General features: G+C 72.7%; 22 protein-coding genes. 14 read left to right on the top strand and 8 right to left on the bottom strand.

Annotated elements, in window-relative coordinates; all coding sequences use genetic code 11:
* Positions 1-201 carry a DUF397 domain-containing protein gene (locus AVW11_RS08755; RefSeq protein WP_076043690.1) on the top strand — a complete coding sequence of 67 codons (201 nt, stop codon included), beginning with the start codon at positions 1-3 and terminating at the stop codon, positions 199-201.
* Between the two features lie 83 nt (positions 202-284).
* Here the strand turns inward: AVW11_RS08755 and AVW11_RS08750 are convergent, their stop codons facing one another.
* A complete protein-coding gene (locus AVW11_RS08750) occupies positions 285-494 on the bottom strand; it encodes a hypothetical protein (RefSeq protein WP_030846073.1) in 210 nt (69 codons plus the stop codon).
* Between the two features lie 198 nt (positions 495-692).
* Between AVW11_RS08750 and AVW11_RS08745 the strand changes: the two genes are divergently transcribed.
* Both AVW11_RS08745 and AVW11_RS08740 read left to right on the top strand, forming a co-directional pair.
* Entirely contained in the window at positions 693-1,817 is a 1,125-nt protein-coding gene (locus AVW11_RS08745) for a DUF5937 family protein (protein WP_060176988.1), read from the top strand.
* A gap of 250 nt (positions 1,818-2,067) precedes the next feature.
* Positions 2,068-3,618: a M28 family metallopeptidase gene (locus tag AVW11_RS08740; protein ID WP_030846067.1), complete on the top strand. Its 1,551-nt coding sequence runs from the start codon at positions 2,068-2,070 to the stop codon at positions 3,616-3,618.
* Between the two features lie 62 nt (positions 3,619-3,680).
* Here AVW11_RS08740 and AVW11_RS08735 read toward each other — a convergent pair whose 3' ends face one another.
* On the bottom strand, positions 3,681-4,580 hold the full coding sequence (locus AVW11_RS08735) for a hypothetical protein (RefSeq protein ID WP_076043689.1): 900 nt from the start codon (positions 4,578-4,580) through the stop codon (positions 3,681-3,683).
* Between the two features lie 158 nt (positions 4,581-4,738).
* Between AVW11_RS08735 and AVW11_RS08730 the strand changes: the two genes are divergently transcribed.
* The 5 genes from AVW11_RS08730 (at position 4,739) to AVW11_RS08710 (ending at position 11,655) form a co-directional block, all read left to right on the top strand.
* Complete coding sequence (locus tag AVW11_RS08730) at positions 4,739-5,989, top strand: CapA family protein (RefSeq protein ID WP_240528151.1); 1,251 nt, start codon at positions 4,739-4,741, stop codon at positions 5,987-5,989.
* 125 nt (positions 5,990-6,114) lie between these two features.
* On the top strand, positions 6,115-8,349 hold the full coding sequence (locus AVW11_RS08725; protein WP_076043695.1) for a HAMP domain-containing protein: 2,235 nt from the start codon (positions 6,115-6,117) through the stop codon (positions 8,347-8,349).
* A 6-nt stretch (positions 8,350-8,355) separates the two neighbouring features.
* Positions 8,356-10,041 (top strand): poly-gamma-glutamate synthase PgsB, encoded by a 1,686-nt coding sequence (gene pgsB / locus AVW11_RS08720; RefSeq protein ID WP_076043688.1) that lies wholly within the window; start codon positions 8,356-8,358, stop codon positions 10,039-10,041.
* Positions 10,038-10,520 carry a poly-gamma-glutamate biosynthesis protein PgsC/CapC gene (locus AVW11_RS08715; RefSeq protein WP_030028214.1) on the top strand — a complete coding sequence of 161 codons (483 nt, stop codon included), beginning with the start codon at positions 10,038-10,040 and terminating at the stop codon, positions 10,518-10,520. The genes pgsB and AVW11_RS08715 overlap by 4 nt, the downstream gene beginning before the upstream one ends.
* Before the next feature lie 64 nt (positions 10,521-10,584).
* On the top strand, positions 10,585-11,655 hold the full coding sequence (locus AVW11_RS08710; RefSeq protein ID WP_060176991.1) for a C40 family peptidase: 1,071 nt from the start codon (positions 10,585-10,587) through the stop codon (positions 11,653-11,655).
* A 34-nt stretch (positions 11,656-11,689) separates the two neighbouring features.
* On the opposite strand, the gene AVW11_RS08705 is transcribed toward AVW11_RS08710, so the two are convergent.
* Positions 11,690-12,679: an SAM-dependent methyltransferase gene (locus tag AVW11_RS08705; RefSeq protein ID WP_076043687.1), complete on the bottom strand. Its 990-nt coding sequence runs from the start codon at positions 12,677-12,679 to the stop codon at positions 11,690-11,692.
* A gap of 106 nt (positions 12,680-12,785) precedes the next feature.
* Between AVW11_RS08705 and AVW11_RS08700 the strand changes: the two genes are divergently transcribed.
* Positions 12,786-13,988 carry a sensor histidine kinase gene (locus tag AVW11_RS08700; protein WP_030846044.1) on the top strand — a complete coding sequence of 401 codons (1,203 nt, stop codon included), beginning with the start codon at positions 12,786-12,788 and terminating at the stop codon, positions 13,986-13,988.
* 17 nt (positions 13,989-14,005) lie between these two features.
* Positions 14,006-14,680, top strand: coding sequence for a response regulator transcription factor (locus AVW11_RS08695; RefSeq protein WP_030846041.1), 675 nt, complete (start codon positions 14,006-14,008; stop codon positions 14,678-14,680).
* A gap of 168 nt (positions 14,681-14,848) precedes the next feature.
* Here the strand turns inward: AVW11_RS08695 and AVW11_RS08690 are convergent, their stop codons facing one another.
* Both AVW11_RS08690 and AVW11_RS08685 read right to left on the bottom strand, forming a co-directional pair.
* Positions 14,849-16,156, bottom strand: a complete 1,308-nt coding sequence (locus AVW11_RS08690; protein WP_420856370.1) for a PH domain-containing protein — start codon at positions 16,154-16,156, stop codon at positions 14,849-14,851.
* A 146-nt stretch (positions 16,157-16,302) separates the two neighbouring features.
* On the bottom strand, positions 16,303-16,794 hold the full coding sequence (locus tag AVW11_RS08685; RefSeq protein WP_060176993.1) for a PH domain-containing protein: 492 nt from the start codon (positions 16,792-16,794) through the stop codon (positions 16,303-16,305).
* Positions 16,795-16,825: 31 nt separating this feature from the next.
* Between AVW11_RS08685 and AVW11_RS08680 the strand changes: the two genes are divergently transcribed.
* Genes AVW11_RS08680 through AVW11_RS08670 form a run of 3 tightly spaced genes read left to right on the top strand, consistent with a single transcriptional unit; the run spans position 16,826 to position 19,140 of the window.
* Complete coding sequence (locus AVW11_RS08680) at positions 16,826-17,968, top strand: NADH-quinone oxidoreductase subunit D (protein ID WP_076043686.1); 1,143 nt, start codon at positions 16,826-16,828, stop codon at positions 17,966-17,968.
* Positions 17,969-18,014: 46 nt separating this feature from the next.
* Positions 18,015-18,896, top strand: a complete 882-nt coding sequence (locus tag AVW11_RS08675; protein WP_030846031.1) for an arylamine N-acetyltransferase family protein — start codon at positions 18,015-18,017, stop codon at positions 18,894-18,896.
* A 28-nt stretch (positions 18,897-18,924) separates the two neighbouring features.
* Complete coding sequence (locus tag AVW11_RS08670; RefSeq protein ID WP_076043685.1) at positions 18,925-19,140, top strand: hypothetical protein; 216 nt, start codon at positions 18,925-18,927, stop codon at positions 19,138-19,140.
* Positions 19,141-19,159: 19 nt separating this feature from the next.
* On the opposite strand, the gene AVW11_RS08665 is transcribed toward AVW11_RS08670, so the two are convergent.
* Entirely contained in the window at positions 19,160-20,041 is an 882-nt protein-coding gene (locus AVW11_RS08665) for an NAD(P)-dependent oxidoreductase (RefSeq protein ID WP_420856371.1), read from the bottom strand.
* 99 nt (positions 20,042-20,140) lie between these two features.
* Between AVW11_RS08665 and AVW11_RS08660 the strand changes: the two genes are divergently transcribed.
* Entirely contained in the window at positions 20,141-20,734 is a 594-nt protein-coding gene (locus tag AVW11_RS08660; protein WP_030846022.1) for a TetR/AcrR family transcriptional regulator, read from the top strand.
* 99 nt (positions 20,735-20,833) lie between these two features.
* Here the strand turns inward: AVW11_RS08660 and AVW11_RS08655 are convergent, their stop codons facing one another.
* Positions 20,834-21,832: a hypothetical protein gene (locus tag AVW11_RS08655; RefSeq protein WP_206281890.1), complete on the bottom strand. Its 999-nt coding sequence runs from the start codon at positions 21,830-21,832 to the stop codon at positions 20,834-20,836.
* Between the two features lie 97 nt (positions 21,833-21,929).
* Positions 21,930-22,910, bottom strand: a complete 981-nt coding sequence (locus tag AVW11_RS08650) for an ABC transporter substrate-binding protein (protein WP_030846016.1) — start codon at positions 22,908-22,910, stop codon at positions 21,930-21,932.
* Positions 22,911-22,938: the final 28 nt, after the last annotated feature.

Genomic DNA, 22,938 nt, shown 5'->3' with positions numbered 1-22,938 from the left:
ATGTCCGTGCTCAGCTGGCAGAAATCGTCCTACTGCGGCACCGGTGAAGCCTGTGTGCACGTCGCGACGGCCACCCCGGGGGCGGCCGTGAAGGTGGCCGGCAGCGCCGACCCCGGCAAGGACCACCTCACCGTCTCCCCCGCCGCGTGGACGGCCTTCCTCCAGTCGGTCAAGGGTGCGCCACGGGCGGGACAGGGCTAGTCCAGGGCCGGGCAGGGGCGGGCGGTCCGCCGGCACCGGCCGGCAGTCACCTCCGGCGGCCACCGGTCACTTCCGGGCACGGTTCAGCACGGGTGCGGGCGGGTCAGTATGCGGCGCAGGGCGGCGCGCCAGGGGCGGCGGGCCTCGCCGCCGTCCAGGACGGCCCGGAACTGCTGGTAGGAGCGGGCCGCGCGGACGACGGCGACGTCGTCCCGGCCGGGCGGCGGGGGCATGGGGTCCCCGTGCTGGGACGCGCGGTAGGTGTCGATGAGGTACTGCTCGATCGCTGTCATGACTACACCCTCACCCGGTCGGCCCCGTCCCGCACGACGGTTGACGTTCCGCGTCAATCGTCCCGGCCGGCGGCCGCCGCGGGGCGGTGACGATCACTCGTCCGGCGGCCGTGGCGGGGCCCGCGCGGCCACCCGTACGGCAGGCGCCGGGCGCCCGGAACCGCCGTCCCGACGTGCGGGAACGGACAGAATGGCCCGATGAGCGTCACCATCGACATCGCCGGGCTCCCCCACGAGCGGATCACCTTCGCGCCGTCCCCCCTCGCGGAGCTCTGCATGGCCCTGCACGCTCTCTCGCAGCCGTCGCACCACCCGCGGCTCGCCGCCTGGACCGCCGCCACCTCCGCCTCGCTCGGTCCGTGTCTCGCGGACCGGCTGCTGGAGGCCGACTTCCTGTGGCGCAGTTCCTTCTCCGACATCTTCATGGCCTTCGCCGGGATCCCCGGCGGGTCCGGGCGGCCGGCGGCGACGCTGGCCGAGGAGCTCGACGTGGTGGACCGGCTGGACGACGAGCGGTTCGTGGGGGCCGCCCTGGAACACTGCCGGCTGGGGCTCTACAACGAGGGCGGCGGGCCCTCGCCGCTGAAGGACGCGGCGGCCCGGGCCAGGGCGCTGGAGGCGGCCGCCGCCCGCGGCCCGCGGCAGCTGGACTTCTCCGTGCGGCTGCTGGACGACACCGCGGCCGTGCGGGTGTGGCTCAGGCGGCTCCTGGAGGACTGCGACGAGGCGTTCTTCGCCGCGACGTGGCGGCGCGTGGAGCCCGGGCAGAGCGCCGACGCCCGGCACAAGGCCGAGCTGCTGCGCCGCAAGGGCCTGCCGGCCGCGCTGAAGGACGTCTCGGCGGCCCTGAGCGTCGACGAGGGCCTCACCACCGTCACCGCCGACAAGATGGTCCACGGGACCACCACGGCCACCGACCCCCGAATAGGCAGCGGCCTCGTCTTCGTGCCGACCGACTTCGGCTGGCCGCACCTGCTGGTGCTGCACGCACCGCAGTGGCGGCCGGTGGTCCACTATCCGCTCGACACCCCCGGGCCGGCCTCCGGACCGGGCTCGGTGGAGCTGCTCCAGCGGCGGATGGAGGCGCTGGCGCACCCGATGCGGATGATGCTGTGCCGGAGTCTGGCCCGGGCCCCGTACACGACGAGCGAACTGGCGAACGTGCACGGGATCACCGCGCCGGAGGTGTCGCGGCACCTGGCCGTCCTGAAAAGGGCCGGTCTGATGCATACGCGAAGGCAGGGCCGTTATGCCCAGCACCAGTTGGATCTGGGCGCTGTTGCGCGTATCGGATCCGACTTCCTGGAGGGTGTCCTCCGCTAGGAGCAAACAGCGGGCGGATGGCCGGATTTGACCGGCCCAGAGTCACCGATATACGGAATTCATAAACCGAAATCAGCGAAAACTCTGGCCATGATGGCCACTTGCTGTCTAACGTGCGCTCACTGTTCCCCCACGCAACGCGCACCGCGTCCGCAAGAGCGGTCCGTCGCGTTCCGCCGTGCTGTGCCTGCTCCGCCTTGTCGTGCCCAGCTACGCCTGCCCTGATCGCCTCTGTCGTGGAAGGACCTTCATGCCCTCACGCCGTATAGCCGCAGCAACCGCCGCCCTGGCAGCCGCGGCCCTCGCCTCACCGCTGCTGCTCGCCGGACCGGCCGGCGCCACCAGCCCGCAGAGCGACGCCGCCCGCGGCGACGCTCTGGCCCGGAAGCTGGTCAAGGACGCGACCGGCAAGGGAGCCTTCAACCACCTCAAGGTCTTCCAGTCGATCGCCGACTACAACAACGGCAACCGGGCGGCCGGTTCCAAGGGCCACGAGCAGTCGGCCAAGTACGTCGAGGCCGTGATGAAGGCGGCCGGCTACACGGTCACCCGCAACGAGTTCGACTTCGTGTACGTCGAGGCACTCGCCGAGAAGCTGACGGTGAACGGTGCGAACGGGCGCGACATCCCGGTGCACCTGATGACGTACACGACGAGCACCCCCGAGGGCGGCGTGACGGCCGAGGTCGCCGTCGCCCCGGTCGACGCGGACGGGACGAACGGCTGCGAGCCGGGCGACTTCGCCGCGGGCGCCTTCACCGGCAAGATCGCCCTCGTCAAGCGCGGCGGCTGCACCTTCGCGGCCAAGCAGGCCAACGCGGCCGCGGCCGGCGCGGTCGGCGCCGTCATCTACAACAACACCGCGGGCGCCCTGAACGGCACCCTGGGCGACCCGACCGTCGGCAAGGTCCCGACCGGCGGCATCACCCAGCAGGACGGCGAGAAGCTGGCCGCCGAGGCCGCCGCCGGTCCCGTCGAGCTCACCCTCGACATCCGGGAGCTGCGCGAGAACCGCAAGACCTTCAACGTCATCGCCGAGACCAAGGGCGGCGACGAGGACAACACCGTCTTCCTCGGCGCGCACCTCGACTCGGTCGCGGCCGGCCCGGGCATCAACGACAACGGCTCCGGCTCGGCGGGCATCCTCCAGGTCGCCCAGCGCCTCGCGAGCGAGCAGAAGAAGGTCAAGAACAAGGTCAAGTTCGCCTGGTGGTCGGCGGAGGAGTTCGGCCTGCTGGGCTCCGAGGCGTACGTCGGCGGTCTGACGGACGCGCAGAAGAAGCAGATCAAGCTCTACCTGAACTTCGACATGATCGCCTCGCCGAACGCCGCGTACTTCGTCTACGACGGCGACGACTCCGACGGCGTCGGCGCGGGCCCCGGCCCGGAGGGCTCCGCCCAGCTGGAGAAGGGGATCACCGACTTCCTCGACTCGAAGAACATCCCGCACGCGGGCACGGACTTCTCCGGCCGCTCGGACTACGGCCCGTTCATCGAGGTCGGCATCCCGTCCGGCGGCACCTTCACCGGCGCCGAGGGCATCAAGACGCCCGAGGAGGCCGCGAAGTTCGGCGGTCAGGCCGGTGTCGCCTACGACGTGAACTACCACGGCAAGGGTGACGACATCACCAACATCGACCACAAGGCACTCGACATCAACGTCGACATCATCGCGGACGCGGTCGGCCACTACGCCCACGACCTCGCCCCGCTGTCGAAGCCGGTCGTGTCGACGCCGACCCCCGGCGGCAGCGGCGGTGGCGGCGGCCTCCACACGGGCCACGACGAGGTCACGCAGTAGTCGCACACCGACGGCCGAGGGGGCCGGGATCCCGCGAACGGGATCCCGGCCCCCTCGCAGCACTAGCGGGTGTCCCGCGACCACCCCGTGGTGACGTACGTGATCGCCCGGGCGGTCTCGTCCATCCGGCGGGAGCCTGAGCGCAGGGTCCTGCTCAGTTCCACGTGCAGGAAGCGGGTCCCGTGCCGGGCGGCGAGCCGGCCCTGCTCATTGGTCCGGCCCGACAGCTTGCACGGGGCGGACCACGCCCGGCACACCGCGACGTCCTGCCCGGCCAGCTTGTCGGCGAGCCGTTCGGCGTCCGGCACCGCCCGGCTCCCGGCGCCGGTGGAGACGACGGAGTCGCTGCCGGGGACGGAGTCGTCGGCGAAGCCGTGCAGCTGGATGCCCGGCAGGCCGCGCCGGGTGAGTTCGGCGACCACGGCGTGGAAGACCGAGTCCGTGCGGTGCGCCATGTCGGCCGGGTCCCCCTCGTCCCCGCCGTCCGCCACGTCGCCCGCCCCCTCCGCCTCCGCCGCGCCCGAGCCTGCCGCCGAACCCGCCGTACGGTGGGCCCCCGCCATGACCATGACCCCGCCGGGGGCGCCGCGCAGGACCCTGGCCCCGAGCCGTTCGGTCCCCTGGTCGGCGACGGGGTGCGGGACCTGGACCGACCAGCGGGGAGGCGCGCCGAGGTCGACGTAGACGCGGCCCCAGCCGCGGTGGGCGGACCCGGGCCGGCCCGCCGCGTCGGAGACCTCCGCGAAGCGGCGTCCGCCGCCGGCGTCGGTGAAGGTGTCGAGCGTGTAGTCCACCTCGGCCAGCCGGTCACGCGCCTTGTCGACATTCCCGTCGAACAGGTGGGAAACGCCGTCGACGATGATCGCCTTTTCGGCCTGCGTGGGCGTGCGGTAACCGCCCGTCACACCGAACTCCCCGGCGAAGCGGGTGACACGGTCCAGTAGATCTATGTCCTCCGCCACAGGGGGCGCGGAGCGAGTGGCTCCCTTTTCGGCCGAATTGCCTGGATCAAAAGTGGCGTAAGCCACCAGCGCCGCGATCACGCCGCACAAGATCACACCAATCGTTACACCCTTTGTGAACTCCGCAGTCTGCACTGGCTGAAAATAGCCGAGTGAAAATCGCTCCTCCCCGTCCGGCCCCCGCCCTGACCCGCGCGGCGCTCCTCGTCCTCCCGCTGAGCCTCTCGCTCGCGGGGTGCGGCCTCCTCGGCGGCCCGCAGGAGAACCAGGGGCCGTCGGGCGACGCGGCGGGCTCCGGCGCCAAGGGCGCGGGCCGCTCCTTCACCGTCGCCGCCGCGGGCGACATCCTCATCCACCCGCAGCTGACCGACCAGGCCGCCCGGGATGCCCGGGCCGCCGGACAGACGGGGTACGACTTCGACCGGATCATGGCGGGGGTCAAACCGGTCATCAGCAAGGCCGACCTCGGCATCTGCCACATGGAGCCGGTCCTGGGCAAGCCGAACGGCCCCTTCCAGACCTACCCCGACTTCCTCGTCCCCCCGCAGATCGCCAAGGCGATCAAGAACGTCGGCTACGACACCTGCTCGACGGCCTCGAACCACACCCTCGACCACGGACCGGACGGCGTGTTCCGCACCCTGGACACGTTGGACCACGAGGGCCTCAAGCACACCGGATCCGCCCGCAGCCGGGAGGAACGCGACACACCCCTGATCCTGGACGTCAAGGGCGTCAAGGTCGGCCAGATCTCCTTCGCCTTCGGGTTCAACGGCCGCGAGGTCCCCAAGGACAAGCCCTGGCTGGCCAACCTCACCAGCTTCAAGGCCATCGCCGCGGCCGAGAAGAAGGCCCGCGCGGCCGGCGCCGAGGTCGTGATCCTCTCCATCCACTGGGGCCGCGAACACCAGCCGAACCCGAGCAACCCGCAACTGGAACTGGCCCGCAAGATCGCCAAGGAGACCGGGATCGACCTGGTCATCGGCCACCACGCCCACGTCGTGCAGCCGATGGAGAAGGTCGACGGCACGTGGGTCGCCTACGGGCTCGGCAACCAGCTCGCCCGCCACGACGTGCCCAGCGGTCTGACCGAGGAGGGCGCCATCGGCTGGTTCGAGTTCAGCGAGAAGAACGGCACTTGGGACGTACAGGCCCGCTTCGTGCCCACCTTCACCGACATCCCGCCGGACCCCGAGGGCACCCCGGGATCGGAGCTGCCCGGCACGGACGCGCAGCCGGTGCGCGACCACCGCCTGGTCGACGTCGTGGAGGCCCTCGGCAAGGACAGCGGCCTGCTGCCGGAACAGCGCGCCCGCTACCGCCTGGCCTTCGAGCGCACCCAGGGCACCATGCTCAACCGCGGCGCCGGCAAGGACGGGCTGCGCCCCCTGCGAGGGCTGCCCGGGTGACCCCGCTCCGTACCTCAGCAGGCGAAGAAACGACCTCCCCGCTCTCCGAGCCGTCCCAGGAAGGACAACCAGCCGTGGCCGCACCCCGCAGCAAGCGGCGGCGCAAGGCCGGCCGCAGGGCCGACATGTCGCTGCTCGGCGGGATCAGGCCGCCGATCACCGTGCTGTCGGTGCTGCTGCTCGCCCTGGCGGGGTTCACCGCGGTGACCCTGGGCAACGTCCGCGAGGGCCGGCTGCCCGCCGCGGTGCTCACCTCCCAGCAGCACTTCGCGGAGGACGGCGCGGTCGCCCTGCGCGCCTCGCTGGACGAGAGCGTCACCGACCTCGACCGGGCCGCGGCCCTGTTCTCCGCCGGGAAGCCCGTCCCCCCGGACGCCGTGCTCGACAAGATCGGCAGCGTCTACCAGAAGTGGCGCGGCACCGCGGTCGTCGAGATCAGCTCGGGCCGGCTGCTGGCCGCCCGCGGCGAGAACCTCCCCCTCACCGCGATCGACCGCACCCGGCTCACCGGCGAGGGCGGCCTGGCCCCCCGCATGGTCAAACTGGCCAACGGCGAGACCCGGCTGCTCACCCTCTCCCTGCTGTCCTTCAAGGACCAGCCCCAACAGCTGCTGGTCGCCTCCAGCAGCCTGCGCTTCCCCGGCATCAGCCTCGGCAACTTCCGAGCCATCGCCGTCGTCGGCTCCGACGGCACGGTGCTCAGCAACGACGGCATCCCCGAGCCCGAGATGGTCCTCACCGACCTCCAGCGCGCCGACGTCAAACGCGACACCAAGCAGCTGCGCTCCTTCGCCAAGACCGCGGCGAAGCGGACCAAGGCCAACCCCCTGACCACGAAGGAGCCCGGCTCCGGCGGCTTCCCCGGCGTCAGCGGCAGCCTGACAGGCGGCGAATGGGGCGGTGAACGCGCCGCCGCGGGCTACGCCCGCCTGGCCGGACCCGAACCGGGCGTCGGCACCAGCGCCACCAGCCTGGAGCTGACCGTCGTCGCCATGGTCAACGTCGCGCAGAACCCGGCCCGCACCTCCGACGCCTTCGCCGGACTGGTCCTGGCCGGCGCCCTGCTGCTGGTCGGCGCCCTGGTCGTGGCGCTGCTCGTCGCCACCGTGCAACGGCCGCTGATCACCCTGTTCCTGGAGAGCCGGCGACTGACCCGCGGAGACCTGGCCCGCCCGGTGTCCGTCCCCCGCGGGAGCGAGGCGGCCCGGATCGGGACCGCCCTGGAGCGGTTGCGCGGCCAGCTGGCTGACCAGGACGCACCCCAGCCGCCCGACCCCTCCGGCAGGCGGAAGCGCCGTACGGGCGCCCGCACCCTCCTCGCCCTGTGCGGGGTCCTGCTGCTGGCCTGGTGCGTGCCGCTGGGCCTGCTGGTCAACCGGGCCGGCGCGGACGTCGTCGTACCGCAACAGCTGGTCAACGACCAGCGGGAGCGCACCGACACCCTCAACGACCGGATCCGGCGCGCCCTCAACGAGGGCCAGGCCGACCTGCAGTCCGTCGCCTCGCTGATGGGCGACGACACGACCCCGCAGCACATGACCACCGTCCTGGAACGCACGGCCCGGGAACACCTGCGCTACGACTCCCTCTACGTGCTCGACGCCGGCGGCAAGGTCCTCGCCCAGGCCGGCGGCACACCGCAGGCCGCCGGCGCCAAGGGCCCCCGCAAGGAGCCGATCACCCTCCACGAGGGCAAGAAGCCGGTCGTCGTCGCGACCGCCCAGCTCCCGGGCGACACCGGCTCGGCGGTCGTCGGCGAGCTGCGCATCGACTTCCTCAACTCGCTGCTCAAGCGGCCGGGCCTGGGGGAGATCCGGGTGGTCGACTCCCAGCACCGGGTCATCGCCTCCAACAACGGCTACCGCGCCTTCGAGAAGCTCGGCGACGAGCGGCTCGACGCCCTCGTCGAGGGCTCCGCCCTCAAGGTCGGCATGGCCCCGCGGCCCGGCAGCGTCCTGTACCGCAGCGGCGGCGACCACGTCATCGCGGCAGCAGCGCCGTTCGTGGGCGGCGGCGCCGCCAAGCCCCTGGACTGGACCGTGGTCAGCTGGCAGTCCGCCAAGGGCCTGGCCATCCACGAGTACAGCCTGCAGAACCGCACCGTGCTCGCCGGCCTGCTCGGCTTCGCGGTCGGCGCGGCCTGCCTGGGCTGGCTCCAGATCATCGTGATCGCCCCGCTGCGCGAGCTCGCCCGGCGCGCCGAGGCGCTCGCCGACGGCGGCCGCCGCACCGTCCTGTACCCGCGCCACCACGACGAGGTGGGCGCCGTGACGCGGAGCCTGGAGATCATCCGCCAGCAGCTCCAGCAGCAGCGCAAGCAGGCCGGCGGGCGAGTGTCCGCACCGGCCGGAAGGAACTGATCCCCCGTGCTCTTCCTCTACTGCGTGCTGCTCGCCTGCTGCGCGATCATGCTCGTCGCGGGCATTGTGGAACAGCGGCGGCACTTCGCCAGCCTGCACCGCATACCGAACCGGGTGCTGGTCAACGGCATCCGCGGCAAGAGCTCCATCACCCGGCTGTGCGCGGGGGCGCTGCGCGGCGGCGGTCTGACCACCGTCGCCAAGACCACCGGCACCGCAGCCCGGTTCATCCACCCCGACGCCACCGAGGAGCCGGTCTACCGCAAGTTCGGCATCGCCAACGTCGTGGAGCAGATCGGCATCGTGCGGCGCGCCTCCGCCTACCGCCCCGACGCGCTCGTCATGGAGTGCATGGCGGTCATGCCCGCGCTCCAGGAGATCAACCAGTCCAAGCTGATCCAGTCGACCATCGGCGTCCTGTGCAACGTCCGCGAGGACCACGTCGCGGAGATGGGCCCGACCCTCGACGACATCGCGCGCTCCCTGTCCCGGTCGATGCCGTACGGCGGAATCTGCGTCACCGCCGAGAAGGAGCGCTTCGACGTCCTGAAGGAGGAGGCCGACGCCCGCGACTGCCGGCTGCTCTACGCCGACCCCGACACCGTCAGCGACGAGGAGCTGCGCGGCTTCAGCTGGTTCACCTTCAAGGAGAACGTCGCCATCGCGCTGCTGGTCGCCGAGCTGCTCGGCGTCGACCGGGAGACCGCCCTGCGCGGGATGTACGAGGCCCCGCCGGACCCGGGTGTGCTCTCGGTCGAGCGGTATCTGGCCCCCGGCGGGAAGCGGCTGCGGTTCGCCAACGTCTTCGCGGCGAACGACCCCGAGTCGACGCTGATGAACATCAACCAGCTGCTGGACCTGGGTGCGGTGGACCGCCCCCTGAGCGTGGTGATCAACTGCCGGCCCGACCGGGTCGAGCGCAACGGCCAGATGGGCGCGATCATCCCCGAACTGCGGCCGGACAAGGTCTTCGTGATCGGCCACCCCGCCAAGAGCGCCATCGACGCGATCCCGGCCGAGTGGCGCGACCGCGCCGTCGACCTCGGCGGCGACCACCGCGACGGCGAGGAGTTCATGCAGGAGCTGCTGGGGCACCTCGGTCCCAGCTCCTCGCTCGTCGCCATCGGCAACATCCACGGCCAGGGCGAGGTGCTGCTGGAGCACCTCGCCGAGCTGCCGGCGGACGAGGCGGCCGACTCCGAGGACGGCGGCCCCGCGCGGGAGGCCGACCCGGCGGTCCGGGCCGACCAGGCCTTCCCCCCGCACGCGGACGCCGCGTACGGCCAGGACCCGTACGCGCGAAGTCCGTACGACGCCGACCCGTACGCCCCGGTCCCCCACACGCGGAGCCCGTACGCGCAGGTCCCGTACGCGCAGGGCCCCGCCGCCGACGTGCAAAGCCCGCACGGCCAGGTCCCGTACCCCCAGGTCCCGCACCCCCAGGGCCCCGCCCCCGACACGCAGGTCCCGTACGGCCAGGGCCCCTACGGCCGGGTCCCGTACCCGCAGGGCCCGCACGGCCAGGGTCCGCGCCCGCAGGCCCCCGCCCCCGCCCCCGACCCGCACGGCATCCGCGCCGCCACGCCCGTACCGGCCTGGCCGCAGCAGCAGCAGCAACAGCAACAGCCGCGGCCGCAGATCCACCCGAGCCCCCCGCAGGGGCAACGGCACACCCCAGGAGAACCCCGTTGATCCCCGCCGTCCTCACCCCCGAGATCGCCGCGATCGGCATAGCCCTGGGTCTGCTGTTCTCGCTCGTCTGCTACCTCACCACCAACCTCTCCCCCGGCGGAATGATCACCCCGGGCTGGCTGGCGCTGACCCTCCTGGAGGACCTCCAGCGGGCCGCCCTCGTGGTCGGCGTGACCGTCGCCACGTACGCGCTCACGCTGGTCGTGCAGCGCTTCGTGATCCTCTACGGCAAGCGGCTGTTCGCGGCCGTCGTGCTGCTCGGCGTCCTGCTCCAGGCCACCGTGGTGATCGTGCTCCAGATGGAGTTCCCCCTCCTCTACGCGAACCAGACCCTCGGCTTCATCGTGCCCGGCCTGATCGGCTACCAGCTGGTCCGCCAGCCGAAGGGGGCCACCCTGCTCGCCACCGGCAGCACCACGCTCATGACGTACGTCGTGCTGACCGCCGGCATCCTGCTCGGCGTCATGCCGGCCGCCTAGCCCCCAGGCCGTCCACCACCGCGCCCGCGCCGTGCCCCTCCCCAACCGCTCCGGAGCCCCTCGCATGACCGCCAAGTCGAAGAGCCGCACACGTTCCGCACTGCACGCGGTGATTCTGATCGCCCTGCTCGCGGGCAGCGGCTACCTCACCTACACGCTCCGCGCGCAGGAGCAGGCCAAGGCACCCGCCGTCCAGGTCGTCGACGGACAGATCATGGCCGGCTCGGGCGAGGCCGGTGCCCACAAGTGGGAACGGCTCTCCAGCCCCGACCGGTCGGTGGTGCGCGACGGCAGCGGGCAGGTGCTGGCCACCTTCACCGACGGCGCCCGCACCGCCACTCTCACCGGGCCCAGCCGCACCTTCACCGAGCCGGCGAACACCACGACCCGGGTCGTGACCGAGAACTGGGTACGCCTCATGCCGGAGCCGTGGAAGGCGGGCGCGGAGAACGAGTCGTGGTTCAAGGAGTGGTTCAAGAAGTACTTCGGCAGCCAGGAGGACGACATCTTCGCGATGGCGTTCCAGTACGGCGACCAGGCTCCGGTGAAGAAGGACGCGCAGGGCACCTCGTACGCGGGCGACGCCTCCTTCGGGCCGCTCAACCCCAACGGCTCGGCCGGCAGCGACCTGCGCCTGGAGCAGTCGGACTTCTACGACTACCTCGGCACGCCGTACACCTTCCGCGACGGCACCAAGAAGCAGCCCCAGACCGCCCGGTACCGGTCGATGGACTGCTCCGGCTTCGTCCGCGCCGTCTTCGGATACCGCGCCCGGTACCCGCTCCTGTCCGGCGACAAGGCCGGCGCCGGTCTGCCGCGGACCGCGAACGGCATGGCCCGCGCCACCCTGGGCACCGACATCCTCCCCCTCAAGGGCGTCGGCGCGCAGGACCGGCCCGTGAACATCGACGTCATCCAGCCGGGCGACCTGCTGTTCTTCAAGCTCGACGCGCGCACCGGGGACCGCCTCGACCACACGGGCATCTACCTGGGCACGGACACCGACGGCCACAAGATCTTCATCTCCAGCCGGGAGGAGGCCAACGGCCCGACCATCGGCGACAAGGGCGGCACCTCGCGCCTCGACGGCAACGGCTACTACGCGACGACCCTGCGCAGCGCGAAGCGGCTGTAGGAGGCCTCGGGGGCGCTCCCGCGCTCCGTGTGCGTCAGCTCCCGCCGGGCCCGTCCCACGGCCACGCCCGCACACCCACCGGCTGCACCAGCCAGCCGAAGGCGCCGAGGCCGGAGCGGGAGGTCAGCTCCGCCGCCTCGCCGGCCGAGGCCAGGGCGCGTACGTAGGCCGCCGGGTCCGAGGAGGCCAGGGCGAGCGGGGGCCGGGCGCCGGAGATCCCGAGGGCGGTCAGGGCCTCGGCCTGCGTCAGCAGCACCGCTCCCGGCCCGGCGCAGGCGTCCAACGCCACGTGGGCGGTGACGTCGCAGCTGCCGTCGGGGACCGGCGGGACCTCCCGGCCGCCGCGGAAGCCCGTCAGGGTGCCGAACGGGGGCCGGCCGCTCCGGGTGTGGGCGTAGTCCACCGCCACCGCCAGGCCCCGCTCCAGGCTCCCCGCGGCTGCGGCCCAGGCCTCGTCGCGCGGACGGCCGATCTCCGCGCGGCCGCCGCCCGGCCACCAGCGCTCCAGCCAGGCCCGGTCGGCGTCCTCCAGCGGGCCGCCCCGGCTCTCCGTACCGTCCGGCGCGACCAGGACGTAATGCCCGTCCTCGGCGACGTCGAGGGGGACGTTGTCCAACCATTCGTTGGCGAAGAGCAGCCCCGTCACCCTCTCGGGCACCTCTGCGGTCCAGCGGATCCGCGCGTCGAGCCCCTCGGGCCGCGCCGCCCGCTCCACGGCGTACGGGCGCACGCGCGCGGCCGTCCGCGGGTCCAGCGCGGCGAGCACCCCGGTCAGCAGCTCCGCCCGCCCGGCCCCCACGTCGACGAGGTCGAGCTGCGCCGGCTGCCCGAGTTCCGCGTCCACCCACCGCAGCAGCCGGGCCACGGCCCCCGCGTACAGGGCGGAGGCGTGCACGGACGTACGGAAGTGGCCGGCCGGCCCCGGCCCCGCGGGGCGTACGTAGAAGCCGTCGGGCCCGTACAGCGCGGCTTCCATCGCGCTGCGCCACCGGACCGCCGCGCCGGGTCCACCTGGAGTGCTCATCACCGAAGGCTATGCTCACCCTCCACCTTGGGGAGTATGTCCCCGGTGTCAGGTTCGGACCTCTGGTTGACTCCAGCACCTATCTCCGTTCCCTACTCTGGGTTACGTGCAGCGCCTCTACGACTTCCTCCGCAGACACCCGACGGGCGTCGACAGCTTCTGGGCTGTGCTCTTCTTCGGGGTCTCGATGCTGAACGTCACGGGCGAGCCCGACATCAGCCGGCCCCTGAAGATCGTCGCCGTTCCGGTGGTGATCGCTCTGAGCACGGCCCTGGCCCTGCGCCGCAAGTGGACGCAGGCGATGTTCTGGCTCACCCTCGGGGCGGGCCTGCTCCAGCTGGGCGCGGGGATCGTCGCCGGCTTCTACGACATCGCCATGTTCGTGATCCTCTACACGGTCGCCGCGAGCGAGGTCCCGCGCTGGGTGTCGCGCACCGCGCTGGGCTGGGGGCTGGCGGCCGCGCCGCTGTACTTCCTGCGGTACGGCGTGGACAAGGGCGCCAACGACGTCGACAACGTCCTCTTCGCCATCTTCATGATCGTCCCCTTCGTCCTGGCCTGGGTGCTGGGCGACTCCCTGCGGACCCGGCGGGCCTATTACGCCCAGCTGGTGGAGCGCAACCAGCGGCTGGAGAAGGAGCGCGAGGCCCAGTCCAAGGTGGCCGTGGCCGCCGAGCGTGCCCGGATCGCCCGCGAGCTGCACGACGTCGTCGCGCACAACGTCTCGGTGATGGTGGTGCAGGCGGACGGCGCCGCGTACGTCATGGACGTGGCCCCCGAGCAGGCCAAGGAGGCCCTCCAGACCATCTCCGGCACCGGCCGCCAGGCCCTCGCCGAGATGCGCCGGCTGCTCGGCGTGTTGCGCACGGGCGAGCCGCAGGAGTCCGAGGACTACGTGCCGCAGCCCGACGTCGAGCAGATCGAGGTCCTGGTCGAGCAGGTACGGGCGGCCGGGCTCACGGTGGACTTCGCGGTCGAGGGCGCCCCGCGGCCCCTGCCCAGCGGTGTCGAGCTGACGGCGTACCGGATCGTGCAGGAGGCCCTGACCAACACCCGCAAGCACGGCGGGCCCGAGGCGAAGGCCAGCGTCCGGCTGGTCTATTTCGACGACGGGCTCGGCCTGCTCGTCGAGGACGACGGCCGGGGCGCCGCCCACGAGCTGTACCAGGACGGCGGCGCGGACGGCGCCGGACACGGGCTGATCGGCATGCGCGAGCGGATCGGTATGGTCGGCGGAACCCTGGACGCGGGACCGCGGCCCGGTGGCGGCTTCCGGATCAGCGCACTGCTGCCCCTGAAGAAGAGATGACGAGGACGAGGTAACTGATGTCCATCCGAGTGATGCTGGTCGACGACCAGGTCCTGCTGCGCACGGGCTTCCGCATGGTGCTCGCCGCCCAGCCGGACATGGAGGTCGTCGCCGAGGCGGGTGACGGCCTGGAGGCGCTGGAGGTGCTGCGGGCCACGAAGGTGGACGTGGTGCTGATGGACGTCCGCATGCCGAGGCTCGACGGTGTCGAGGCGACGCGGCGGATCTGCGAGCCGGCGGAGCACCCGAAGGTGATCATCCTGACCACCTTCGACCTGGACGAGTACGCCTTCTCGGGCCTGAAGGCGGGCGCGAGCGGCTTCATGCTGAAGGACGTGCCGCCGGCCGAACTGCTGGGCGCCATCCGCTCGGTGCACAGCGGGGACGCGGTGGTGGCCCCGTCCACGACGCGGCGCCTGCTGGACCGCTTCGCGCCGATGCTGCCGACGACGACGCAGGAGCCGGAGCACAAGGAGATCGAGCGGCTGACGGAGCGCGAGCGCGAGGTCATGCTGCTGGTGGCGCAGGGGCTGTCGAACGGCGAGATCGCGGCGCGGCTGGTCCTGTCGGAGGCCACGGTGAAGACCCACGTGGGCCGCATCCTGACCAAGCTGGGCCTGCGCGACCGGGTCCAGGTGGTGGTCCTGGCCTACGAAACGGGCCTGGTCCGCGCGGGCGGCGGAGCCGGCTAGCCGGTACGGCGTGATCAGGGCCGACGTGCCGGGTTGTCCGGACCCGGCCCCGGTCCGCCGGGCGCCCCGAGGCGCCTGCCCCGCCGCCGGAGGCCCGGGCCGAGGGGCCCGGGCTGGCGGGTGCCGGGCCGGCGGGTGCCGGGCCGGCGGGTGCCGGGCGGGGCAGGGTCAGGCGTCGGGGTCCGGGGAGGTCATCCAGCGGTCCGGGCGGGCCGTCGCGCGGGAGGTGTGGGAGCGGGCGGCCTGGTCGTGCAGGAGCTGCGCGGCCTCGGCGGCCGCCCGCAGCCGGGCGGTCACCGTGCCGTTCGCGCCGGTGTCCACATGGACGTCGGCGACACCACGGGCGCGGGCCCACGGGCCCTGGGTGAACCGGACGCTCTGCACCTTGGCGTGCGGGACGATCTCCGTACGGCGGCACAGGCGGCCGTGCCGGGCGGCGAACACCTCCGGGGACAGCGCCAGGGCGTAGCCCTTCCACCACACCGGGACCACCCAGCGCGACCCGGTGTCGGGGGAGCCCGAGAAGGACAGGCCCGCCAGGTCCACCCCGGGCAGGACCCGGGCGATCACGGCGTACGCGGCGGCCCGGGAGGCCACCGGCACCAGGACCTCGTTCTTCGATCCGGCCACGGCCAGCTCCACGCGGACCCGGTCGCTGCGCCGCCACAGCAGCGGCTCCACGATCCGTACGGTCTGCACGCGCCCCGGCGGCACGGTCTCGTGGGCCCGATCCAGCATTCCGTGGTCCAGGCGCAGCCCGTCCGGGGACTCCGCGACCCGCCAGTCGTACTCGGTGAGGAAGCGGCCGACGGTGGCCGCCCACACCGCGCCCAGCATCGGGAGCAGGGTGACGACGGCCGCCCACGGGCTGGAGCTGATCCACCACACGAAGAACGGCGCGACGATCCCGCCGGCCAGCGCGGCCCAGACGCCGAGGCTGAGCACCAACGACACGGCGAGCTCGCGCGGGGCCACCCGCAGGAGTTCGCGCTGCGGTGCCTCGCCGAGGCGCACCGCCTCCTCGGGGGCGAAGCCCGCGGCGCGGGCCAGGAGCTCGGCGCGCAGGGCGACGGCCTCCTTCTCGCCGAGGAACGCCAACCGGTCCTTCTCCTCGGTGCCGATCACGTCGAGCCGCAGGCTCGCGACTCCGGTCAGCCGGGCCAGCAGCGGCCGGGTGACGTCCACGGCCTGGAGCCGGTCCAGCCGGATGTGCGCGGTGCGGCGGAAGAGCAGCCCGGTCCGGATGCGCAGTTCGGTGTCGGTCACCGCGTAGTGGGTGAACCACCAGCTCAGGAACCCGTACACGCCGAACACCAGGACCACGCCGACCAGCGTCACCAGCCGCAGGGGCGTGGACAGGTCCGCCATCCAGCGCGCCGCCCGGTCGCCCTGCTGGGCGAGGATGCCGACGGTCGCGGCGATGGGCACCCAGGCGCGGCGCAGCGGTGTGAAGGGGTGCAGCCGTCGCTCGGCCACCGGCCCGCCGCCTCCCGCCACCGGGGCACCCGGACCGCCGTCCCCCGGACCCGGACCGCTCGCCCCGCCGCCCGCAGCCCCGTCGCCCACCGGACCCGGACCGCTCGCCCCGCCGTCCGCAGCCCCGTCGCCCACCGGACCGGCGGTCACAGGCCCGCCGACCTTGCCTCGCCGAGCGCGGCGAGGCGGTCACGCAGCCGCTCCGCCTCGGCCGGCACCAGGCCCGGGATCCGGGCGTCGGTGGCGGCCGCCGCCGTGTGCAGTTGGAGGGAGGCCAGGCCGAAGCGCCGCTCCACCGGGCCGGAGGTGACCTCGACCAGCTGCATCCGGCCGTACGGGACCACGGTCTGCTCCCGCCACAGCACCCCGCGGCTGATCAGGAGGTCGTCCGCGCGCTCCGCGTACCGCCAGGAGCGCCAGTTGCGGCCGATGAGCACCCAGCCCCAGACCCCCGCGGCGAGCCAGAACGCCCCCACCGCCGCCCATGCCGGGCCCACGAGCAGGCCGAGCAGCAGCCCCGTGGCCACCGCGAACAGAGCGCACCAGAACGCGAGCAGCGTCCGCCGCAGCCTGAGCAGCCCGCCCGGCAGCCCGACCCAGCCGGGCTCGCCCGTCCCACCCTTCGTCCCCGTATCCATCCCCCCACCTTAGGACTGAGACAATGCCCGCATGACGGAGACCACGGTCGGCATCGGCGGAGCGGCGGAGAGCACCGACATGGTGCTCAACATCGGCCCCCAGCACCCTTCCACGCACGGCGTGCTGCGCCTGCGCCTCGTCCTGGACGGCGAGCGGATCGCCAGCGCCGAACCGGTGGTCGGGTACATGCACCGCGGCGCCGAGAAGCTCTTCGAGGCCCGTGACTACCGGCAGATCGTCATGCTGGCGAACCGCCACGACTGGCTGTCGGCGTTCTCCAACGAGCTCGGTGTCGTCATGGCGGTCGAGCGGATGCTCGGCATGGAGGTCCCCGAGCGGGCCGTGTGGATGCGGACCCTGCTGGCCGAGCTGAACCGGGTGCTGAACCACCTGATGTTCCTCGGTTCGTACCCGCTCGAACTGGGCGGTATCACCCCGATCTTCCACGCGTTCCGCGAGCGTGAGGAGCTCCAGGCCGTCATGGAGGAGATCTCCGGCGGCCGCATGCACTACATGTTCAACCGTGTCGGCGGCCTCAAGGAGGACCTCCCGGCCGGCTGGCTGGGCCGGGCCCGCGCCGCGATCGCCGACGTCCGCACCCGGATGGACGTCTACGACAGGCTCGTCCACGGGAACGAGATCTTCCGCGGCCGTACCCGCGGTGTCGGGGTGCTGTCCGCGGAGGCCGTGCACGCCTACGGTGTCTCCGGCCCCATCGCCCGCGCCTCCGGCGTCGACTTCGACCTGCGGCGGGACGAGCCGTACCTGGCCTACGGAGAGCTCCAGGACGTCCTGAAGGTGGTCACCCGCACCGAGGGCGACTGCCTGGCCCGCTTCGAGTGCCTGCTGGACCAGACCCACAACTCCCTCGACCTCGCCGTGGCCTGCCTGGACCGGATGGAGGAGCTCCCGCCGGGGCCGGTCAACCAGCGTCTGCCCAAGGTCCTGAAGGCGCCGGAGGGGCACACCTACGCCTGGACCGAGAACCCGCTGGGCATCAACGGCTACTACCTGGTCTCGAAGGGCGAGAAGACCCCGTACCGGCTGAAGCTGCGCAGCGCCTCCTACAACAACATCCAGGCGCTGGCCGTGCTGCTGCCGGGGCAGCTGGTCGCGGACATGGTGTCGATCCTGGGCTCGCTCTTCTTCGTGGTCGGCGACATCGACAAGTAGCCGTAATTCAAAAGGAGTAGCGGACACCAGCCCTTAGCCTGGCCGGATGACACCGGACTTCTTCGACGGCTACTTGCGCCGCCTCGGCGTCGCCGAACCCGCCCTCGGCGCCCCCAGCGCGGAGGGCCTGTTCGCGCTCCAGCGCGCGCACCTGGAGCGCATCGCCTACGAGAACATCGACATCCAGCTCGGCCGGCCGCCGGGCATCGACCCCGAGCTGTCGGTGCGGCGGTTCGCCGCGGGGCGGGGCGGCTACTGCTTCCATCTGAACGGTGCCTTCGCCCTGCTCCTGGAGTCCCTGGGCTACGAGGTGACCCGGCACCTCGGCGCGGTGAACTCCGACGCCGCGTCGCGGGCGGTCCGGGGCGACCACCTCGCGCTGACCGTACGCGTCGGGGGCGCCGAGTACTGGGTGGACGCCGGGCTCGGGGACATGGGCCCCTACGAGCCGCTGCCGCTGCGAGCCGGCACCTACGAGCAGAATGGTTTCACCTACTCCCTGGAACGGCTGGACCCACTGGAGGGCGAGGGCCCCGGCTGGTCCTTCTTCACCTCTGCGGGAGGCGCGCCACGGATGAACTTCCGCGACGCCCCGGCCACGACGGCCGATTTCGAGGCCATGCACGCGTGGCTGTCCACGAACGAGGAGTCGCCCTTCGTGCGGGTCTTCGCGGTGTTCCGCCGCGACGCGGGCGGCGCGGACAGCCTGCGCGGCAAGGTCCTGACCCGGCTGGAGCACGGGCGGCAGGCGCACGAGCGGGTGCTGTCCGGGCCGGAGGAACTCCTCGCGGTCCTGGGCGGGCTCTTCGAGCTGGACCTCGGCGACCTGACCCCGGCCGACCGGGCCGCCCTGTGGGCCCGGGTGGAACGGGTCCACGAGGTGTGGCTGAGCCGGCGGCGGGCGGGTGCGGAGCCGGCGCGGGCCTGATGTCGGTGCGGCAGGGCAGACTTGGCGCATGTCCCACTCCCCCCGCCGGGCCTGCCCCGCCTGCGGCCGCGACTGCGCCGTCACCGCCGGCCGCATCGCCCGCCACGACCCGCCCGCCGCGCGGGACCGCGCGGATCTGGTGTCCTGCCCGGGATCCCGCGCGCGGGTGGTGATCGGCGCCTCCGCGCCGACGCTGGACGGCTTCGTCCTGCCCGAGTTCCCCGGGCAGCTGCCGCTGTTCTGAGGCGCCGGCCCGCCCGCGCTCAGGCCGCCTCGGCGGCCAGCAGTCCGATCAGCCGCGAGCTGCTCTCGGCGCCGTAGCCCGCCTCGACCCCGCGGCGGTACAGCTCCGCGTGCGCGGCCAGGATCGAGGTGTCCACGCCGGAGTCGGCCGCGGTGTGCAGGACGTGCTCGACGCTGGCGGCGCACATCGCCAGGCGCTGGTCCACGCCGCTGTGGTCGTCGGCGTCGACGAGCGCGGCGCTCTCGGTGTAGAAGCCGCGCATGGTGTCGGCGGTGTACCCGGCGTAGGGCAGGATGTCCGACGCCGTCAGGCCGTTGGCGCGGGCCACGGCGACCGCCTGGTACCAGCCCGTGTAGGCGGTCCAGAAGAGGATCATGTTGAGCTGGTAGTAGAGCTGCGCGTAGCCGGGGTCGGCGCCGCGGTAGTCGGTGGCGGCGAGCAGGTCGAGTGCCGGCCGGTGCTCCTCGTAGACCTCCCGCGGGCCGCTGACGAAGATCGAGGACCCTTCCTGTCCGATGCCGGCGGGCGGCACGTTGACCCCGCCCGTGAGGTACGCGGCCCCGCGCTCCTCGGCCCACCGTGCGGCCGCGCGGGCCTTGTCCGGGAGGTCGGAGGAGAGGTTGGCGAGCACACGGCCGGTGAGGTCGGCCTCGCCGAGGGTGCCGTACATGGCCTCGACGTCGATCAGGCTGAGCACGACCAGCGGACTCGCGGTGACGGCTTCGGCGACGTCCGCCGCGCGGTGCGCGCCGCGGGCGACGAGCTCGGTGTCCTTGCCGGCGCTGCGGTTCCAGACGGTGACCTCGTAGCCGGCGTCGAGGTAGGCGGCGGCCATGGCCCGGCCCATGGGGCCCAGGCCGACGACGGTGACCTTGGTGGTGTTCATGGAGCTCTCCCCCAGGCATCGTGAGTAGAAAGAACGCTCTATCCAGCGCTCGGCACGACCGTAGCACGGGACTAGAACGAACGCTCTATCCAATCCTCCGGGTAGGATCCGTCCATGGCAGCGACAGGGACGAAGACAGAGCTGGGAACGCGCGAGCGGCTGGTCCGCACCGCCTCCCGCCTCATGCAGCACGGCGGCTACGAGAACACCCCGGTCAAACAGCTGGTCCGCGAGGCGCAGGCCACCCTGGGCTCGCTGTACCACTTCTTCCCGGGCGGCAAGCAGGAGCTCGCGGTGGCCGCGATCCACTTCGGCGACGAGGAGTTCGCCGCGCTCCTGCGGGCGGGGCTCGCCGCCCGCCCGGACCCGGCGGAGGCTGTCGAGGCGGTCACCGGCCTGCTCGCGGAGGCCCTGGAGGCGTCCGACTGGCGCGACGGCTGCCCGGTGACGGCCACCGCCCTGGAGACGGTGGGCCGCCTGCCCGATGTGCAGGCGGCCTGCGCCCGGGCCTTCGCCCACTGGCAGGAGCTGGTCGCCGCGAAGCTCCTGGCGTCCGGCTACCCGGAGCAGGAGGCGCGCGATCTGGCGGTCACCGTGGTCAACACCCTGGAGGGCGCGGAAATGACCTCACAGGTCACCCAAAGCCGGACCCCGCTCCTGACGGCGGGCCGCCACCTGGCCCGACTGGTGGCCTCGTACGGTCCCTGACCGGCGGGCACCGGGGCCGGCCAGGTCAGGACGGGCAGCCCGAGGCGAGCGGGAAGGGCGGGACGGCGCCGGGCGGGGCGGTACGGCGCGGGGCGCAGACTACGAGATCGCGGTGCGCAGCCGGACCACGTCGATCGGCTCGGTCTCGTCGTGCGCCGTCAGGTCGATGACCTGGCCCACCGCGCGGGTCTCGTCGGTCGGCGGCTTGAACTCCGGCTCGGCCGTCTCCTGCGCGGACTCCGCCTTGTGCACGGCGAGGGCCTCCGCTCCCACCACGTCGGCCAGGTCCTCGTTCTGCACCGCCTCGATCGCCGCACGCGCCTGCGCCGAGTTCTTGGTGCCGAAGAAGTCGAAGCCGCCCTCCACACGGGAGGCCGTACGCCGCTGGGCCGCGTACGGGGCCACGGCGGCCGCCTGCCGGCGGGCCGGGACCGAGGTGGCGGTGGCCGTGGCCGACGCGGGCAGCTCCCCCACCGCCCGCGCCTTCGGCAGCGCCCGCTCCTGGGCCTTGCGGGCCAGCGCCGCCATGGCCGCGTGGGCCCGGGCATAGCCGACCGAGGTGGGTGCGCCCGCCGAGGTGCGCTCCTCGGAGACGGCCGGGAGCTGCTTGGGGTCGGCCCCGGCCGTGCTCGACGAGGCCTCGATGGCCAGCAGCCGACGCTTCTCCAGAGCGCTGGCGCGCTCGGTCTCGGCCGTGGCGTACCGGCGCAGCAGCGCCGCGTGCTCGCCCCGCAGGCCCGCCAGTTCGACGCGCTTGGCGCGCAGCTTGGCGTCGAGCCTGGCCCGCAGCATCCGGGCCTCTTCGAGGTCGGACTCCAGCTCGGCTATCCGCTCCTCGGTGCGCCACTCGTCCTTGACCCGCTCACGGGCGAGTTCCGCGACCCTGCGGCCCGCACTGCGGTCCCAGGCTCGCATCACGACGGCGCCGGCGATCCCGGCGGCCGCGGCGAGCGCCACGAGCAGCCTCAGCGCGGTGGCGTCGTCGGGGCCGGCCAGCAGCCAGGCGGCGCCGGCGCTGATGACGGATACACCGGCGACGGCCGTCGGCGTGAGCAGCCGGTGCAGGGGTTCGGGATTGCGGTGGCGTCCACGGGGCATGGCCTGAAATTTACAGTGCGTAGAGGTCGTATGGGGTACCCACCCGGCAATCTGTTCCCGGGCAGTTACCCCACATTTCTCCATCAACCAGTAGGCACTACTTCTTCACAAGGCCCTTCGACTCCAGGTAGGCCTTCGCGACGTCGGCCGGCTTGGCGCGCTCGGCGTCCACCTTCCGGTTCAGGTCGACCAGGTCCGCGGTCGTGAGCACCTTCGTCAGCCTGTCGAGCGCAGCCGCGATCTCGGGGGCTCCGGCGTCCTTGGCGTTGACCACGGGCAGGACGTTGTCGGCGTTCTGGAGCTTCTTGTCGTCCTCCAGCAGGACCAGGCCGAAGCTGTCGAGGGTGGCGTCCGTGGTCGTGGTGAGCACGAGCTGGTCGACGCCGTCCTTGACCGCCTGCTTGGCCTGCGGGGTGCCGACGCCCTTCGGGTCAATCCCGGAAACCTGAATTCCGTATCTTGCGGTCAGCCCCGGACCGCAGAAGGGCCGCACGGCGCATTCGTCGCCCGCCGCGATCTTCACCTTCAGCCCCGACTTGCCAAGATCGGAAAGCGACTTGAGGTTGTTCTTCTCGGCGAATTCCTTGGTCACCGCGAATGCGTTCTGGTCGACCGCCGAGCCCGCGGGCAGCACCTTCAGCCCGAGCGGGGCCGCGAGCTTCTCCAGGCCCGCCACCGTCGCCGCGACGTCGCTCGACGCGACCGGCTTCTCCTCGGGCGCCTTGGGGCCGTTCACCTTGGCGTTCAGGAACTCCGCGAGCGTGGCCGCGTACTCGGGGACGACGTCGATCTCGCCCTTCTCCAGCGACGGCTCGTACAGCTCCCGGTTGTTGACCGTCTTGACGGACGTGCTGTAGCCCGCGTCCCCCAGGACCTGCGCGTACAGCTCCGCCAGCACGTTCGACTCGGTGAACCCGGCCGCGCCGATCACCAGGCTGCCCTTGCCGCCCGCGGCCGGGGCGGCGGAGGAGCCTGCGTCCTTGCTCTTCTCCAGGCTGTCGCCGCCGCACGCGGCCAGCGACACCGTCAGGGCCAGGACGCCCAGGGACGCGCCGAGGGCGCGCGTGGACTTGGTCATGGAGTTGCTCCGTTCGAGAAGGGGGACG

Source organism: Streptomyces amritsarensis, assembly GCF_001953875.1.
Lineage (GTDB): Bacteria > Actinomycetota > Actinomycetes > Streptomycetales > Streptomycetaceae > Streptomyces > Streptomyces amritsarensis.
The sequence above is the reverse complement of the archived record's forward strand: the minus strand, read 5'-3'. Positions and strand labels throughout refer to the sequence as shown.

Bases quoted from the DNA above. Each gene is read 5' to 3' on its own strand.
- AVW11_RS08755 (WP_076043690.1), top strand. From the start codon at position 1: ATGTCCGTGCTCAGCTGGCAGAAATCGTCCTACTGCGGCACCGGTGAA.
- AVW11_RS08750 (WP_030846073.1), bottom strand. From the start codon at position 494: ATGACAGCGATCGAGCAGTACCTCATCGACACCTACCGCGCGTCCCAG.
- AVW11_RS08745 (WP_060176988.1), top strand. From the start codon at position 693: ATGAGCGTCACCATCGACATCGCCGGGCTCCCCCACGAGCGGATCACC.
- AVW11_RS08740 (WP_030846067.1), top strand. From the start codon at position 2,068: ATGCCCTCACGCCGTATAGCCGCAGCAACCGCCGCCCTGGCAGCCGCG.
- AVW11_RS08725 (WP_076043695.1), top strand. From the start codon at position 6,115: ATGTCGCTGCTCGGCGGGATCAGGCCGCCGATCACCGTGCTGTCGGTG.
- AVW11_RS08710 (WP_060176991.1), top strand. From the start codon at position 10,585: ATGACCGCCAAGTCGAAGAGCCGCACACGTTCCGCACTGCACGCGGTG.
- AVW11_RS08705 (WP_076043687.1), bottom strand. From the start codon at position 12,679: ATGAGCACTCCAGGTGGACCCGGCGCGGCGGTCCGGTGGCGCAGCGCG.
- AVW11_RS08695 (WP_030846041.1), top strand. From the start codon at position 14,006: ATGTCCATCCGAGTGATGCTGGTCGACGACCAGGTCCTGCTGCGCACG.
- AVW11_RS08685 (WP_060176993.1), bottom strand. From the start codon at position 16,794: ATGGATACGGGGACGAAGGGTGGGACGGGCGAGCCCGGCTGGGTCGGG.
- AVW11_RS08680 (WP_076043686.1), top strand. From the start codon at position 16,826: ATGACGGAGACCACGGTCGGCATCGGCGGAGCGGCGGAGAGCACCGAC.
- AVW11_RS08675 (WP_030846031.1), top strand. From the start codon at position 18,015: ATGACACCGGACTTCTTCGACGGCTACTTGCGCCGCCTCGGCGTCGCC.
- AVW11_RS08670 (WP_076043685.1), top strand. From the start codon at position 18,925: ATGTCCCACTCCCCCCGCCGGGCCTGCCCCGCCTGCGGCCGCGACTGC.
- AVW11_RS08660 (WP_030846022.1), top strand. From the start codon at position 20,141: ATGGCAGCGACAGGGACGAAGACAGAGCTGGGAACGCGCGAGCGGCTG.
- AVW11_RS08655 (WP_206281890.1), bottom strand. From the start codon at position 21,832: ATGCCCCGTGGACGCCACCGCAATCCCGAACCCCTGCACCGGCTGCTC.
- AVW11_RS08650 (WP_030846016.1), bottom strand. From the start codon at position 22,910: ATGACCAAGTCCACGCGCGCCCTCGGCGCGTCCCTGGGCGTCCTGGCC.